Annotated in this window: 13 protein-coding genes; 7 read left to right on the top strand and 6 right to left on the bottom strand. The window is 75.5% G+C overall.

Annotated features, from left to right (window positions below; translation table 11 throughout):
* Positions 1–94: 94 nt before the first annotated feature.
* Positions 95–1,393, top strand: a complete 1,299-nt coding sequence (locus ABFY07_RS24180) for an FAD-dependent monooxygenase (RefSeq protein WP_346176499.1) — start codon at positions 95–97, stop codon at positions 1,391–1,393.
* Positions 1,360–1,983, top strand: a complete 624-nt coding sequence (locus tag ABFY07_RS24175; protein ID WP_346176498.1) for an antibiotic biosynthesis monooxygenase family protein — start codon at positions 1,360–1,362, stop codon at positions 1,981–1,983. The genes ABFY07_RS24180 and ABFY07_RS24175 overlap by 34 nt, the downstream gene beginning before the upstream one ends.
* A 128-nt stretch (positions 1,984–2,111) precedes the next feature.
* Here ABFY07_RS24175 and ABFY07_RS24170 read toward each other — a convergent pair whose 3' ends face one another.
* From ABFY07_RS24170 to ABFY07_RS24145, 6 genes are read right to left on the bottom strand one after another with little or no spacing between them, the layout of a single operon-like run.
* Positions 2,112–3,302, bottom strand: a complete 1,191-nt coding sequence (locus ABFY07_RS24170) for a nucleotide disphospho-sugar-binding domain-containing protein (protein WP_346176497.1) — start codon at positions 3,300–3,302, stop codon at positions 2,112–2,114.
* Positions 3,303–3,311: 9 nt separating this feature from the next.
* Positions 3,312–4,910, bottom strand: coding sequence for an MFS transporter (locus tag ABFY07_RS24165; protein WP_346176496.1), 1,599 nt, complete (start codon positions 4,908–4,910; stop codon positions 3,312–3,314).
* Entirely contained in the window at positions 4,907–6,124 is a 1,218-nt protein-coding gene (locus ABFY07_RS24160) for a nucleotide disphospho-sugar-binding domain-containing protein (protein WP_346176495.1), read from the bottom strand. The genes ABFY07_RS24165 and ABFY07_RS24160 overlap by 4 nt, the downstream gene beginning before the upstream one ends.
* Positions 6,112–6,417 carry a phosphopantetheine-binding protein gene (locus tag ABFY07_RS24155; RefSeq protein ID WP_346176494.1) on the bottom strand — a complete coding sequence of 102 codons (306 nt, stop codon included), beginning with the start codon at positions 6,415–6,417 and terminating at the stop codon, positions 6,112–6,114. The genes ABFY07_RS24160 and ABFY07_RS24155 overlap by 13 nt, the downstream gene beginning before the upstream one ends.
* A 59-nt stretch (positions 6,418–6,476) precedes the next feature.
* Positions 6,477–8,024, bottom strand: coding sequence for a class I adenylate-forming enzyme family protein (locus tag ABFY07_RS24150; protein ID WP_346176493.1), 1,548 nt, complete (start codon positions 8,022–8,024; stop codon positions 6,477–6,479).
* Positions 8,015–9,046 carry a ketoacyl-ACP synthase III family protein gene (locus ABFY07_RS24145; protein WP_346176492.1) on the bottom strand — a complete coding sequence of 344 codons (1,032 nt, stop codon included), beginning with the start codon at positions 9,044–9,046 and terminating at the stop codon, positions 8,015–8,017. Before ABFY07_RS24145 ends, ABFY07_RS24150 begins: the two co-directional genes overlap by 10 nt.
* Positions 9,047–9,246: 200 nt before the next feature.
* Here ABFY07_RS24145 and ABFY07_RS24140 point away from each other — a divergent pair, with 200 nt between their 5' ends.
* The 5 genes from ABFY07_RS24140 to ABFY07_RS24120 are packed head-to-tail and all read left to right on the top strand — an operon-like array spanning position 9,247 to position 15,320.
* On the top strand, positions 9,247–10,344 hold the full coding sequence (locus ABFY07_RS24140) for a glucose-1-phosphate thymidylyltransferase (RefSeq protein WP_346176491.1): 1,098 nt from the start codon (positions 9,247–9,249) through the stop codon (positions 10,342–10,344).
* Positions 10,341–11,327, top strand: a complete 987-nt coding sequence (rfbB, locus tag ABFY07_RS24135) for a dTDP-glucose 4,6-dehydratase (protein WP_346176490.1) — start codon at positions 10,341–10,343, stop codon at positions 11,325–11,327. Before ABFY07_RS24140 ends, rfbB begins: the two co-directional genes overlap by 4 nt.
* Positions 11,324–13,132, top strand: coding sequence for an FAD-dependent oxidoreductase (locus tag ABFY07_RS24130; protein ID WP_346176489.1), 1,809 nt, complete (start codon positions 11,324–11,326; stop codon positions 13,130–13,132). The genes rfbB and ABFY07_RS24130 overlap by 4 nt, the downstream gene beginning before the upstream one ends.
* Entirely contained in the window at positions 13,132–14,430 is a 1,299-nt protein-coding gene (locus ABFY07_RS24125) for a nucleotide disphospho-sugar-binding domain-containing protein (RefSeq protein WP_346176488.1), read from the top strand. Before ABFY07_RS24130 ends, ABFY07_RS24125 begins: the two co-directional genes overlap by 1 nt.
* A gap of 47 nt (positions 14,431–14,477) precedes the next feature.
* The gene (locus ABFY07_RS24120) at positions 14,478–15,320 is read left to right on the top strand and encodes an NAD-dependent epimerase/dehydratase family protein (protein WP_346176487.1); all 843 of its coding nucleotides are present in this window, start codon (positions 14,478–14,480) and stop codon (positions 15,318–15,320) included.
* Positions 15,321–15,354 lie beyond the last annotated feature (34 nt).

Raw genomic sequence — 15,354 nt, 5'->3', positions numbered from 1 at the left:
TGCGCTCGTAAGGGCCCTGCGCGCGTAAGGGCCCGCGCGCGTAAGGGGCCCCGCGCGCGTAAGGGGAACGTCGGCGACCGGGAGGGGAGCGAGGGTGGCGCAGGAGGAGTACGACACCGATGTGTGCGTGGTCGGCGGCGGACCGGCGGGGCTGGTCCTGGCGCTGCTGATGCTGCGGTCCGGGGCCCGGGTCACGGTGGTGGAGCGCACCCGCGCCCACCACCGGGAGTTCCGCGGCGAGATCCTGCAGCCCGGCGCCATGGCGCTGCTGGACCAGCTCGGCGTGCTGGCCGGGGCCCGGGCGCGCGGCGGACACGAGCACGACAGGTTCCGCCTGATCGAGGGCGACCGGGTGCTGCTGGAGGCCGACTACCGGCTGCTGCCCGCGCCGTACGACCACCTGCTGAGCCTCCCGCAGGCCCATGTGCTCGACGAACTGCTCCACCACTGCCGCCCCTTCGCCGGCTTCCGGTGGCTGGACGGGCGCCGGGTGGGCGGCCTGGTGCGCCGGGACGGGCGCGTCGCCGGTGTCACCGCCGCCGGGCCGGCGGGCCCGTGCACCGTACGCGCGCGGGTGGTCGTCGGCGCGGACGGCCGCTATTCGCGGGTCCGCCGGCTGGCGGGCATCGGGGCCGGGCGCACCGAGGCCTTCGACCACGACGTGCTGTGGTTCAAGCTCGCGGCGGGCGGGCCCGCCCGGGGAGGGCCGGGCGGCGAGCCACCGCGCGATGTACGGGTGTTCCGGGCCGGCGGCAGCCCCGTGCTCGCCTACGCCTCGTGGCCCGACCGCATCCAGATCGGCTGGACCCTGCCGCACCAGGGCTACCGCGAGATCGCCGGGCGGGGCCTGGACCACGTCAGGGAGCAGCTCTGCCGCGCCGTGCCGCCGTACGCCCACCTCATCCGCGAACAGATCCGCTCCCAGCGCGACCTCAGCCTGCTGGACGTCTTCTCCTCGCGGGCCGAGCGGTGGGCCGACGACGGGCTGGTCCTGATCGGCGACGCCGCCCACACCCACAGCCCGATCGGCGCCCAGGGCATCAACCTCGCCGTCCAGGACGCGGTGGTGCTGCATCCGGTGCTGACCCGGGCGCTGGCCGCGGGCGACACCGGCGCGGCGCGCCTCGCCGCCTTCGAGGAGCGGCGGGCCCCCGACATCGCGGCCGTCATGAGGCTGCAGACCCTGCAGAGCAAGGCCATGCTCTCGCAGGGCGCGCTCGCCACCCGGGTGCGCCCCCGGCTCGCGCGGGTGCTGCGCCACACCCCCCTGTACCGCAAGGTCCTTCACCGCATCGCGTACGGCAATCCGTCGATCCGTATCTCGGACGGCGCAGACCAGGCAGACGAAAGGGTCAACCCATGCCGGAGAAGCAGCACGGCCCCGCGCCCGTGACGGTGGTCGCCCGCTTCCAGCTCACCGACAGGCACAAGCAGGACACCGCGGCCTTCGAGGAGGCGTTCGACGGCTACCGCGAGTACATGACGACCCAGCACGGCTTTCTGCGCACCTCGCTGCTGCGCTCGCCCGACCACCCGGACCGGCATGTCATCGTCACCGAGTGGCGGGACAACTCCGCGTACAAGGCCGCCGTCATGGTCCCGGACTTCCTCCTGCTCACGGCCGCCGGGCTGATGGAGCTCGCCGACCTCGTCAACGACCACGGGCCGGTGCTCGCGGCCGCCTCGGGCCCGGAGCCGGGGGCGGGGGCCGGCGACGGGGTCGGGCAGTACTGCGTGGTGACGTCCCACGAGCCGGGCGAGGCGACGGAGGAGGAGCTGCTGGCGCGGCTCGACGCCGCCTCCCGCCGCGAGGGCTTCGTGTCCGGCTCGGTCATCGCCTCCGACCGCCGCGAGGGCGGCCGGGTGAGCCTGGTGCGGCTGCGGGACGCGGAGGCGGCGGAGGCCGGAGCCGGACCGGACGACGAGCTGTACGAGGTGATCGCGGAGGCCTCCATGGAGGGCGCGGCCAGCCGCGCGGCGTGAGCGGCGGACGGAGTGGCGTGAGCGTCGGGCAGAGTGGCGTGAGCGGTTGAGAGAAGTGGCGCACACGAGAGGGCCGACCCCCGGCGGGGCCGGCCCTCTTGCGTGCGCCCCTCGCACCTGGCCGCCCCTCACACCGGCTGCGCCGCCAGCCGCTCCAGGTCGGCGACGACCCGCGAGGGCGCGGGCATCCGCTCCATGTCCTCCCGCAGCTCCCCGGCCGCCTTGGCGTAGCCGGGCCCGGACAGCAGCGTGGTCAGGGCCTCGCGCAGCACCTCGGGGTCGTCCTGGCGGGCCGCGTCGTCAAGGGTGATGCCCGCGCCGGCCGCCGCCAGCCGGTCTCCGGTGGCGAACATGCAGGCCAGTTGCGGCAGGACGAGCTGCGGCAGGCCGAAGGCCGAGGAGGTGAGCGCGGTGCCCGCCCCGCCGTGGTGGATCACCGCCGCACAGCTGCCGAGGAGCAGGTGCAGCGGGGTGGGGTCGATGATCCGTACGTTGTCCGGGACCGGGCCAAGCTCCTCGCGGTACTCCGGCTCCACGGTCGCCACCGCCTCCAGGTCCGGCAGCCCCTCGAAGGCCCGCAACACCCGCCGCAGATGCGGGACACCGTTGAGGACGAGGGTGCGCAGCCCCATGGACACGGCCACCCGCCGGCGCCCGGAGCCCGCCCCCGCCCCGCCGTCGCCCTCCTCCCGCAGCCAGTCCGGCATGGGGCCGCCGACGCCCGCGGGCACGTACCGGATCGGGGTGCCCGGCTCCGCCGTCGGGAGCTGGAGCGCGGGCGGGCAGGGGTCGAGCAGCACGGTCGGGTCGGGCAGCCCGTCCAGGCCGAGCCGCTCGCACACGCCCTGGAGGGCCAGACGGGCCGCGGGGCGCGCGGGGCGGGTGTACGGATCGACGCCCCAGCGGTGGTGCGCCACCGGCACGCCCAGCACCGCGCCGAGGATCGGCGCGGTGTATTCCAGCAGGTCGGAGACGATGAGCTGGGGGCGGTAGGCGCGGGCGAAGTCGAGGTAGTCCGGCAGCAGGTACTTGGTGTGCACCATCCACATCCGGGCCGCGCCGGCCACCTGCTCCGACGCCGGGCGGCCCAGCGACTCGATGAGCCGCTTGCCCTCCGGGAGGCCGCCGAGCAGCAGGTCGTCCACGTGGAACCAGTCGCCGATGCTCACCGCGCTCAGCCCCGCCGCCCGGGCCGGGCCCATCACATCCGGCTGACCGGCCACCAGGACCTCGTGTCCCGCGCCGCGCAGCGCCCAGGCCAGCGGCACCAGCGGCGAGAAGTGGGAGGACACGGGGGTGGACATCATCATCACGCGCATCTGGTCTCCTCAGGTGGACGGTTGCGGGGCGTCTGCGGGGGAGGTGCGGGGGGTGGCCGTCCGCGGGCCGGCGGCGGTCAGCCGCACGTCCGGGATGAGGAGCGCGAGCACGAGGCCGGCCAGCATCACCCCGGCGGCGCAGCGGAACACGGTGTCGGTGGCCAGGACGTAGGCGTGCACCCCCTGGGCCGTCCCCGGGTCCTCGCCGGAGCGGTGGTCCAGGACGGCGCCGAGCACGGCGGCGCCGCACGCCTTGCCGAGCATCAGGAAGAAGCGGGTGCCGGTGGTGACGACGCCGAGGCTGCCGGGCGGCGCGGCGGCCTGGGCCGTCTGGAGCACGACCTGCACGACCCCGCCGAGCCCGACGCCGAGCAGCACCAGCAGCAGCCCCAGCGTCAGGTCCGGGGTGCGGGAGTCGACCGTGGAGAACAGGGCGAGGGCGAGCGCGGCGACGCCCGTGTTCACGACCAGCACCGGTTTGTAGCGGCCGAGGCGGGTGATCACCAGCCCGGACACGCCCATGACGACCATCACGCCCGCGGCCACCGGCGCCAGCCGCAGCCCCGCCTCGTCGGCCGGCACACCGCGGGCGATCTGCAGATAGGCGACGATGAACAGCGGCGCGGCCAGCACCGCGAAACCGCCGAGGAACTGCAGCGGGGCGGCGATCCGGAAGACCGGGTCGCGGAACAGCGCCATGGGCAGGATCGGCTCCGCCACCCGCGTCTCCCACCAGCAGAACAGGGCCAGCAGCGCGGCGCTCGCCACGCCCAGCGCGAGGACCGGCGCGGAGGACCAGGCGTAGCGCGACCCGCCCCACTCGGCCAGCAGCAGCGCCCCGGTGGCGCCCGCCGTGACCAGCGCGGCGCCCGTCACGTCCACGCGGTGGGCGGTGGTGCCGCGCGGCAGCCGCAGGGTGGCCAGGGTGATGGCGACGGACACGGCGCCCAGCGGCAGGTTGACGTAGAAGATCCAGCGCCAGGACAGGTGTTGGGTCAGGAAGCCGCCGAGCAGGGGACCGGCGAGGATGCCGAGCGCCACCAGGCCCCCGCCCATGCCCATGCCCCCGCCGCCGCTGCCCTGCCGGGGCGGGTGGACGGTGGCGAGGATGATCAGCGTCAGGCTCATCAGCCCGCCGCCGCCCAGCCCCTGCAGGGCCCGGAAGGCGATCAACTCGCCCATGTGGGAGGCGGTTCCGCACAGCGCCGAGCCGAGGAGGAAGAGCAGGACGGAGCAGAGGTAGACCCGGCGGGGGCCGAGCGTGTCGCTGAGCTTCCCGTACAGCGGCTGGGACGCGGTGGCGGCCAGCGCGTAGGCGGTGACCAGCCAGGGGATGGCGCCGACGCCGCCGCCCGGGTCCAGGTCCCGGGCGATCGGCCAGGCGGCGCTGGCCACGATGTTCTCGTCGAGCAGCGAGAGCAGCATGGTCAGCAGGGCGCCCAGCGAGAACAGCTGGATCTGCCCCTCGGACATGAGCGGCGGGTCGGGCATGGCGGGCATGGCGGGCGTGGCGGGCTGGCCGGGCTTTGCGGGCGGGCCGGGGTTGGCGGGCGGGTCGGGCTTCGCGGGCGGGTCGGGCTTCGCGGGCGGGTCGGGCTCCGGGCTCATGAGGCGGCGGCCAGGGCCGGGGCCCCGGCGGGGGACTGGCCGGTGGCGACGAGCTGTTCCAGGTCGGAGGCCACCCGCGCGGGCGAGGGCATGTCCCGTACGGCGTCGGCGAGACGGCCGGCGGCGCTGCGGTGTGCTTCGTCGGTGAGCAGGGCGGTCACCGCGGCGCGCACCTGCTCCGGGTCGTCCTGCGCCGCCGCGGTGTCGAGGCCGATCCCGGCCCCCGCGTCCGCCAGCGCGTCGCCGACGGTGAACTGGTCCAGGAGTTGGGGCAGGACGAGCTGGGGCAGGCCGGCCGCGGTCGCCGTCATCGCGCTGCCGCAGCCCCCGTGGTGGACGACCGCGTCACAGGTGTGGAGGAACAGGTTGAGCGGGGTGGGGTCGACGAGGCGTACGGCCGGGGGCACGGCGCCCACCTGGTCCCGGAAGCGGGAGTCGACGGTCACCACGGCCTCGACGTCCGCGCCGCCCCCGTCCCGCAGGCCGTCGAAGGCCTCGATCACATGGCGCAGCAGCGGCAGCCCGTTGGTCACCAGGGTCTGCCGGCCCAGGGTGACGCAGACCCGCCGGGCGGCGGGCCGCTCGGTGACCCAGTCCGGCCTGGCGCCGGCGCCGTTGAAGGGCACGAAGCGGATCGGGGTGCCGGGCGCGGCGTCCGGGGCCTGCAGCGCGGGCGGGCAGGGGTCGAGGACGGCGTGCGGCTCCGGCAGGCCGTCCATGCCGAGTCGGCGGCACAGCCCGTCCAGGAAGATGGCGGCGATCGGCCGGGCCGGGCCGGTCAGCGGGTCCACGCCCCAGCGGTGGTGCACGGCCGGCACGCCCAGGGCGCCGCCGATCATCAGCGAGGTGTAGTCGAACTGCTCGCCCACCACCAGATCCGGCCGCCACCCGCGGGCCACCTCAAGATAGGCGTGGATCATGTAGCGGGCGTGGGTGGCGTACACCTTGGCGGCGCCGGGCAGGACCTCCCGGTTGTTCCGGCCCAGGGCCTGCAGGGGCCGGACGCCCGGGGGCAGATAGGGCAGGACGGAGTCGTTGCCGTGGTACGGGGCGCCGACGCTGACGCTGTTCAGCCCGGCCGAGTGGGCCGTCCTCTGGATGTCGGGCTGGCCCATCACCAGCACGTCGTGGCCGGCGGCCCGCAGCGCCCAGGCGAGCGGGATCATCGGGGCGAGGTGGGACGGCGAGGGGGTGGTCGTCATCAGGACGCGCACGGGGTCTCCTCCTCGCCGGAAACGGGAGCGGCGGTGGCGCGCTGGGCGGTGAGGACGTGCCACAGCGCGGCGGGGGTGGCGAAGGTCTCCCCGCTCAGTACGGAGTCGGGGAAGTCCACGCCGTACGCCTCCTCCAGGCGGACCAGGAGTTCCACGGTGGCCATGGAGTCGAGCCCGGCCGTCTTCAGGTCGAGGGCGGGGTCGAGCGGCGCGTGGCGGGAGTGGCGCGGGAGGACACCGAGGACCAGCTCCTCGAACTGCCGCTCCCAGGGGGTGGAAGGGTCGGAGTGCATGGCTGTTCTCTCTTCTCTCTGCCTCTGGGGGGCGGGTCTCCACCGCTGGGGGCGAGTCCCTACCGCTGGGGGGTGTCGAGCATCCGCCGCAGCCGCTGTTTGTCGGTCTTGCCGTTGGGGGTGAGGGGGAGCGCGGGGACGACCCGGCAGACGGCCGGCACCTTGGACCTCTCGAGACGCTCGCCGAGCGAGCCGAGCACCCGCCCGGGCGTCAGCTCGGTGACGGCGAAGAGCGTGAGGTCCGCGTCCGGGCCGGGAGGGAGGACGGCGGCCGCGGTGACGCCGTCGATGTCCAGGGCCGCCGCCTCGATCTCCAGCGCCCCGGTCAGCACGCCACGGCGCTTGAACAGGTCGTCGCGGCGCCCGTGGAAGTACAGGTGGCCGTCCTCGTCGAGGTGGCCGAAGTCGCCGGTGTGCAAGGTCACCTCGCCGGTGGCCGGATCCGGGCGGAACCTGGCCGCCGTGAGCTGGGGCGCGCGCCAGTAGCCCCGCATGACGTGCGGGCCGCGGACCGCGATCTGTCCGGCGCGCCCCGGGGGCAGCGGCCGCCCCGCCTCGCCCAGGATCGCGACGTGTGTGCCCGGCAGGGCGGTCCCCACCGAACCCGGCTTGGCGAGGTCGCCGTCGGGCTCCAGCACGGTGATCCGCTTGCACTCGGTGAGGCCGAACATCGGCGCCACCGCCGCGCCCGGGAACGTCCGCCGCAGGCCCGCGACGAGCGGGGCGGTGAGCGCCGCGCCGGTGTTGGTGAACAGCCGGACGGGCGGCGGCGCGGCGGAGCGCTCCCGCCCGGCCAGCCGCAGCAGCATCTCGGCGAGCGAGGGCACCACCGGGACGACGGTGACGCCGTGTTCGCGCAGGACGGCGTGCAGCCCGACATGGCGGTCCGGCTCGGTCAGCACCACTTCGGCGCCCGCGAGGGCGGCCAGGAGGATCTGGTAGAGCCCGTAGTCGAAGGACAGCGGAAGGGCCGCGAGGACGACGTCGTCCGGGCGGTAGCGGAGCCGGGAGGCGATGGCCCGCGCGGCGAAGAGGACGGAGGAGTGCGGGCACATCACGGCCTTGGGCGCGGCGGTGGACCCGGAGGTGTAGAGCAGCAGCGCCAGGTCGTCGGGGGACACCCGCGGCGGCACGGCTCCGGTGTCCGGTGGTGGCCGTAGCGTTTCCACCCGTCGCCACACCGCGTCGAGTTCGTGGACGGGGCGGCCGGTGGCCTCCCGGAGCGCCGCGAGCGTCGCCGGGTCGTCGGTGAGGGAGACGACCAGCGCGGGGTCGCAGTCCGCCGCCACCTGGGTCAGATGGAACGGCCGCATGGCCGGGTCGACCGGGACGAAGACCGCCCCGTGGCGCGCCGTGCCGAACAGCATGGCGGCGAACTCCCGCCGGTTGCCGACCCGGGCCAGCACCCGCTCGCCGCGCCGTACGCCCCGCTCCGCCAGCCAGGCCGCGAACGCCCGCGCGTGTCCGTCGAGCCGGCGGTAGGTCCACGCGCCCGCGCGGTCCCGCACCGCCCGCGCGTCCGGGCGGGCGGCGGCGGCCCGCTCCAGCAGGGCGCCGAGGGTGCCGGGCGCGGCCGCCGGGGCGTGGACGGCGGCGGTCACGTCCACCGCGGGACCTCGGTGATCTCCAGCACCGCGGTGGTGCAGGTGAACCCCGACCCGCCGCCGAACAGCAGCACCCGGTCGCCGGGCCGGACACCGTCGGTCTCCACCAGGTGGGCGAGGCCGGCCGCCAGGTCCCCACCGCCGATGTGGCCCGTGGTGCGCCCGTACGCCCAGGTGGTCTGCCGCTCCTCCACGCCGAGCAGATGGTGCAGCTGGTAGTCGCCCTTGCGCCGCCCGGTCGCCGGGATCACCACCCGCGCCAGCCCCGAGGAGGGCGTCCGGGCGGCGGCCAGCGCCTTGACCTTGGCCTGCAGCATCACCCGGGCGTGCCGCAGCGCGGCCTCGTCCTCGTCGTGCCCGTCCTTGTACTGGCGGGACCTGCGGGTCAGGTCGAGCGGGGTGTGGGCGGCCGGGGACACCGGGTGGAACGGCTCGTCGCCGCGCGCCATCGCCTCCAGCGAGTTGTCGGCCACGGTGGCCGTGGACAGCAGCCGGGCGAACCCGCCGTGGCGGGACAGGACCATCGCGGTGGCGCCGTCCCCGTACACGTGGTCCTCGTGCAGGGACCACCGGTTGACCCCCGGGCCGTCCCAGCGGTCCGCGGTGGTCAGCATCACCGCGGAGCCGCGCGCCCCGGCGGCCAGATGGCTCGCGGCCAGCTCGATCCCGCCGACCCCGATGTTGCAGCGCTGCTGCACGTCCAGCGCGGGCACCGTACGGCCCACGGTGCGCTGCGCGATGTACGAGCCGACCGGCCACACGTCCAGGCCCTGGAACCACAGGCTGCCGTGCAGCAGCAGCCCGAACTCCTTGGGCGCGACGCCGGAGCGCTTGAGCGCGGTCTCCGCGGCGTGCACGGCCATGTCCGGCGGGGCGATCCCCTCGGGGGCGACGAGCACCGACCGGTAGCCGAAGACCTCGCACCGCTCGGGGGTCAGCTCCCCCGACCGTACGGCGGCCTCCACGGCCACCGGCTCGGGAAGCCAGGTGCCGACCGCGGCGATGTGGATGTTCTCCCAGCGCATGGACCCTCTCTCCGGTGACGCCGCACACGATGTGCGGGACCCGGGAGATGGTCGGCAAGGCGGCTCAAGTCGGCCTCGAAGCCCGGTACACGGCGCGACACGCCGGCACACCCGGGCACGCGGGGGTGGGTTCACCCGTCTTCGAGGGGTCCTCGACCGGGCGCTCACATGCTCCCGCTGTCCGCTAAGGGAGGACTTACATGAAGGCTCTCGTGCTGTCCGGCGGGTCGGGGACCCGCCTGCGCCCGTTCAGCTACTCGATGCCCAAACAGCTCATCCCCATCGCCAACAAGCCGGTCCTCGAACACGTCCTGACGGCGATCCGCGACATCGGGGTCACGGACGTCGGCATCGTCGTCGGCAACCAGCTCCGGGCGATCTCGGGGGCGCTGGGCGACGGTTCGGCCCTCGGCGTGCGCATCACCTACATCCCGCAGGCCGAGCCGCTCGGGCTGGCCCACTGCGTCGCCATCGCCCGCGACTTCCTGGGCGACGACGACTTCGTGATGTACCTCGGCGACAACATGCTCCCCGAAGGGGTGGCGGACCTCGCGGCCGAGTTCCGCGCCCGGCGGCCGGCCGCCCAGGTGGTGGTGCACAAGGTTCCCGACCCGCAGGAGTTCGGGGTCGCGGAGGTGGCGGCGGACGGCTCGGTGCTGCGGCTGGTCGAGAAGCCCGCCCGGCCGCGTACGGACCTGGCGCTGATCGGCGTCTATTTCCTCACCCCCGTCATCCACGAGGCGGTCGCCGCCATCAGCCCCAGCGCCCGCGGCGAACTGGAGATCACCGACGCCCTCCAGTGGCTGGTGGACCGGGGCGAGACGGTGCGGGCCGGCGAGTACGCGGGCTACTGGAAGGACACCGGCCGCGTCGAGGACGTCCTGGACTGCAACCGCGAGGTGCTGCGCGCCCTCACCCGCTCGGTCGCCGCGGACGTGGACGAGGCCAGCGAGATCACCGGCCCGGTCGTGGTCGAGCCCGGCGCCCGGGTGGTGCGCTCCCGGATCGAGGGGCCGGCCGTCATCGGCGCGGGCACGCTGGTGGAGGACAGCCACGTGGGGCCGTACACCTCGGTCGGCGGCGACTGCGTGCTGCGCGACACCCGGCTGGACGACTCGATCGTGCTGGACGGCGCCTCCCTGTGCCGGGTGCGCGGACTCTACGGCTCGGTCATCGGACGCTCCGCCGCCATCGGCACCTTCCCCCCGCCCCCCGCCACGTCCGCCCCCCACCTCCCCGCCGCCGGCCGCCACCGGCTCGTCGTCGGCGACCACACCCGCATCGAGGTGGCCGCGTGAGGATCCTGGTCACCGGCGGCGCCGGCTTCATCGGCTCGACCTATGTGCGCACCCTGCTCGCCGACGGCTACCCCGGCTGCGAGGACGCCCGGATCACCGTCCTGGACAAGCTGACCTACGCCGGACACCGGGACAGCCTCCCGGCCGCCGACCCGCGCCTGACCTTCGTACGCGGCGACATCTGCGACGCCGCGCTGCTCGGCGACCTGCTGCCCGGGCACGACGCGGTGGTGCACTTCGCCGCCGAGTCGCACGTCGACCGCTCCCTGGAGGCCGCCGCCGACTTCGTGACCACCAACGCGTGCGGCACCCAGATCCTCCTCGACGCCTGCCTGCGCGCCCGCGTGCCCCGCGTCGTCCACGTGTCCACCGACGAGGTCTACGGCTCCATCGAACACGGCTCGTGGACCGAGGAGTGGCCGCTCGCCCCCAACACCCCCTACGCGGCCTCCAAGGCGGCCTCCGACCTGATCGCCCGCGCCTGCTGGCGCACCCACGGTCTCAACGTGTCGATCACCAGGTGCTCCAACAACTACGGCCCCTACCAGCACCCCGAGAAGCTCATCCCGCTGTTCGTCACCAACCTGCTGGAGGGCAAGCGGGTCCCGCTCTACGGCGACGGCTCCCACATGCGCGAGTGGCTGCACGTCGAGGACCACTGCCGCGCCGTCCACCTCGTGCTCACCGGCGGCCGGGCGGGCGAGGTCTACAACGTGGGCGGGGGAAACGAGTACACCAACGCCGCCCTGACCCGGCGGCTGCTGGAGCTGTGCGGCGCCGAGCCGCGCATGGTGCGCCACGTCCCGGACCGCAAGGGACACGACCTGCGCTACTCCCTCGACGAGACCAAGATCCGCGAGGAGCTGGGCTACGCGCCGCGCGTGCCCTTCGAGACCGGCCTGGCCGCCACCGTCGCCTGGTACCGCGACAACCCCGGCTGGTGGAAGGCCGCCAAGTACCCGAAGGGGGCGACGCGCGGATGAGCCCCGGCGACGCGCGGATGAGCCCCGTGCGGCAGCACCGCCCCGCGGACGCCCCGCGGCCCCGGGAGGCCACCCACCCGCGGGACCACTTCGACACCCAGGTGCTGGTGGTCGGCGCCGGGCCCGTGGGGCTCACCACGGCCCACGAGCTGGCCCGGCACGGGGTGCGGGTGCGCCTGATCGACGCCGCCCCCGGCCCGGCCGCCACCAGCCGCGCCCTGGCCACCCACGCGCGCACCCTGGAGACGTACGACCAGATGGGCGTGGCCGCCGAACTGCTCGCCAGGGGACAGCGGGTCGAGCACTTCACCCTCCACCAGAACGGCCGCCGCCTCATCCGGCTCGACACCGACTACAGCCGGCTGCCCACCCGCTTCCCCTTCACCCTCATGGTCGACCAGGTGATCACCGAGGAGGTGCTGCGCCGGGCCTGCGCCCGGCACGGCGTCGAGGTGGAGTGGGGCGTGCGGCTGACCGGGTTCGAGGACCTGGGCACCGCCGTCCGCGCCCGGCTGCGCCACGCCGACGGCGGCGTGGCCGAGACGCGCGCCGGATGGCTGGTGGGCTGCGACGGGGGACACAGCACGGTGCGCAAGGGGCTCGGCCTGCCCCTGATCGGCGACTCCAGCGAGACCTGGCTGATCGCGGACGCGCAGGTCGACTGCGACCTGCCGCGCGACAGCATCCACTGGATGCGCACCCGCGCCGGGACCGTGATGATGGTGCCCTTCCCCGATCCCGGCAAGTGGCGGCTGCTGGACACCACCGACGTCGAGTACGGCGGTGGCGAGGCGGAGGACGCGGCGGTGGCGCGCCGGTTCGCCGCCAAGATCCGGGCGGGCACCGGCCGCGCCGCGCGGGTGCACGCCCCCACCTGGGTGTCGGTGTTCGCCATCCAGCAGCGCATGGTGCCGCGCATGGGCGCGGGCCGGGTGTTCGTCGCGGGCGACGCGGCCCATGTGCACAGCCCCGCCTCCGGACAGGGCATGAACACCGGCGTCCAGGACGCGGTCAACCTCGCCTGGAAACTCGCCGCCGTCATCCGCGGCGAGGCCGGCCCCCGGCTGCTGGACTCCTACGGCGCCGAGCGGGTGCCGGTCGGCGAGCGGCTGCTGCGCTCCACCCGGCTGGCCACCGCGCTGGTGCAACTCAGGAGCCGTACCGCCGCCGCGCTGCTGCGCGCGGCCTTCGGCCTGGTCGGCGCGGTGCCGCCGGTCAAGGCCCGTCTCCAGCGCCGGATCATGGGCGGGATGACCGCTCTCGACCTGACCTACCGGACCGGGCCCGCGGTCCTCGGGGAGACGGCGGGCACGCGCGTGGCCACCGTCGGGCCGCGCCGGGCCGCCGGCAGCCCCGGCTGGCGGGAGCTGACCGCCGAACTGGCCCGCCCCGGTTGGACCCTGCTCGCCTTCGCAACCCCCGACCAGCACCCGTCGCTCTGCGCGCTCGCCGAGGCGTACGGGGGCTACCTGAGCGTGCGCACCGTCGTGCCCGCGACCTCCGCGACCGGGGTGCCGGGGCCGCTGGCCGACCCGGGCGGGCGGCTGCGGGCCGATCTGGGCACCGAGCCCGGCGGCTGGCTGCTCATCCGCCCCGACGGCTACGCGGCGGCCCGCGGCACCGCCGCCGACCGCCCGCGCGACGCCCTCGCCGCGCTGGGGCTGCGCCCGGTGCTGCACGTCGTCGGACCCCCCGCTTCCGCCCGGCCCGAACAGCCCGCGCGGCCGCCACTGCCCACGCGGCCCCAACAGCCCGCGCGCCCACAACACCCAGCCCGGCCCGACGTCCTGGGAGGCGACTCCTGATGCGGCACCCCCACACCCCCCTGCGCGTGCTGTTCGTGGTGTCCAACTGGCCCGGCCACTGGTTCTCCATGGTGCCGCTGGGCTGGGCGCTCCAGGCCGCCGGACACGAGGTGCGGGTGGTGTGCGCGCCCAGCCAGGCGGAGCCGGTCGGCCGGGCCGGGCTCACCCCGCTCGCCCTCCTCGACGCGCCCGATCTGGCCTTCATGGCCCGGCTGCTCAACTACTCCGCCGCCCAGGGCGGGCGCTGGCCGTACCGGGAGCTTCCCCCGCACCCCGTCACCGGCCGGCCCGTCGCCTCCCTGGACGAGTTCGAACCCGGCGCCTGGCTGCGGGACCACCACGAGCGGCTGGTGGACATGGCGCACCGCTCCACCGACGCGGCGGTGGACTTCGGCCGCCAGTGGCGCCCCCACCTGGTGGCCCACGACCTGCTGAGCCTGGAAGGGCCGCTGGTGGGGCGGGTGCTGGGGGTGCCCGCGCTGCTCCACCTGTGGGGCCCGGTCGGCCCTGACGACCGGGTGCGCGGCGTGCCCCTGGTGCCGCTGGACACCAGCCGCGCCTTCCAGCGCTACGAGGTCGGGGCGCTGCGCCGCGAGACGTACGAGTACGCCATCGACCCCTGCCCGGCCGGCGCCGCCCCGCCCCTGGCCGCCGCCCGCCGACTCCCCGTGCGCCACGTGCCCTACAACGGGCCGGGGGCCATGCCCCCGTGGCTGCTGACGCTCCCCGGGGCGACCGAGCGCCGAACCGGGCGGCCCCGGGTGTGCGTGGTGTGGGGCACCTCGGTGAGCGTCACCTTCGGGCCCGGGTCGTTCGCCGTGCCCAAGGTGGTCGAGGCGCTCGCGGAGCTGGACGCCGAGGTGCTGCTCACCGTCACCGGCGCCGACCGGGCGCGGCTCGGCCCCCTTCCCCCCGGGGTGCGGCTGCTGGAGCACACCCCGCTCCATCTGCTGCTGCCCTCCTGCGACCTGGTGGTCCACCACGGCGGCGGGGGCTGCGCCATGACCGGTCTCGCCGCCGGCGTGCCGCACCTGATGCTGCCCTGCGGGCTCGACCAGGAGACCATCGCCGCCCGGATCGCGGCCGCCGGCGCGGGCATCGCCCTGCCCAACGCCACGGCGGACGTCCCGGCGATCCGCGCGGCCGCCCGGCGGCTGCTGGGCGACCCCTCCCACCGGGCGGCGGCCCTGCGGCTCCAGGACCAGATGGCCCGCGGCCCCCACCCCTCGGAGCTGGTGGCCCACCTGGAAGAGCTGGCCGTGAGTACGAGCCCCGGCCCGCTGCCGGTGCGCGGCTGAGCGGACCCCCACCCACCGACCGCACCGACTCTCACTCAGGACGTGGCATGGAGATTGTGGGAAACGGCTTCCTCGCCCGGAGCCTTCGGCCGATCGCCCATCAGCACCCGGACACGGTGGTCCTCGCGGCCGGCGTGTCCTGGGCGAGCGGCACCTCGGACGCGGACTTCGCCCGGGAGGCCGCGCTGCTGCGGGAGGTGGCGCGGGACTGCCGGGCCACCGGGCGGCGGCTGCTGTTCTTCTCCACCGCCGCCACCGGGATGTACGGCGCGGTGGACGGCCCCGGCCGGGAGGACAGCACGATCGTGCCCTGCACCCCGTACGGGGCGCACAAGCTGGCCCTGGAGCGGCAGTTGCACGCCTCGGGCGCCGACTGGCTGGTGCTGCGCCTCGGCCATCTGGTCGGCCCCGGGCAGCCGCCGCACCAGCTGCTGCCCGCGCTGGTGCGGCAGATGCGGGAGGGCCGGGTCCGGATCCACCGGGGCGCGGCCCGGGACCTGATCGACGTGGTGGACGTGGTGCGCGTCATCGACCTGCTGCTGGCCCGGGACCTGCGGGGCGAGACGGTCAACGTGGCCTCGGGGGAGGCGGTTCCGGTCGAGCGGATCGTCGACCACCTGGAGCGACGGCTGGGTCTGACGGCGCGGCGGGAGTACCGGGAGGCCGGGGCCCAGCACGTCATCTCCACCGAGAAGCTGCGGGCCCTGGTCCCGCAGACGGCCCGGATGGGCTTCGGCCCCGGCTACTACCGGCGGGTCCTCGACGCCTTCGCGAGGGCCTGCGCCGACGGCGCGGCGGGCGACGGGGGCGGGGCCGGCACCAGGGGCGGGGCGGACGACGGGGGCGCGGCGGGCCCGGTGGCGCCCGCGGCGCGCAGCTGCCGCTCGTAGAGCTCGCGGCAGGCGTCGTAGGTGGCCAGCAGTC

Source organism: Streptomyces sparsogenes subsp. cuspidosporus (genome assembly GCF_039532705.1).
In the GTDB taxonomy this organism is placed as follows: Bacteria; Actinomycetota; Actinomycetes; order Streptomycetales; family Streptomycetaceae; genus Streptomyces; species Streptomyces sparsogenes.
The sequence above is the reverse complement of the archived record's forward strand: the minus strand, read 5'-3'. Positions and strand labels throughout refer to the sequence as shown.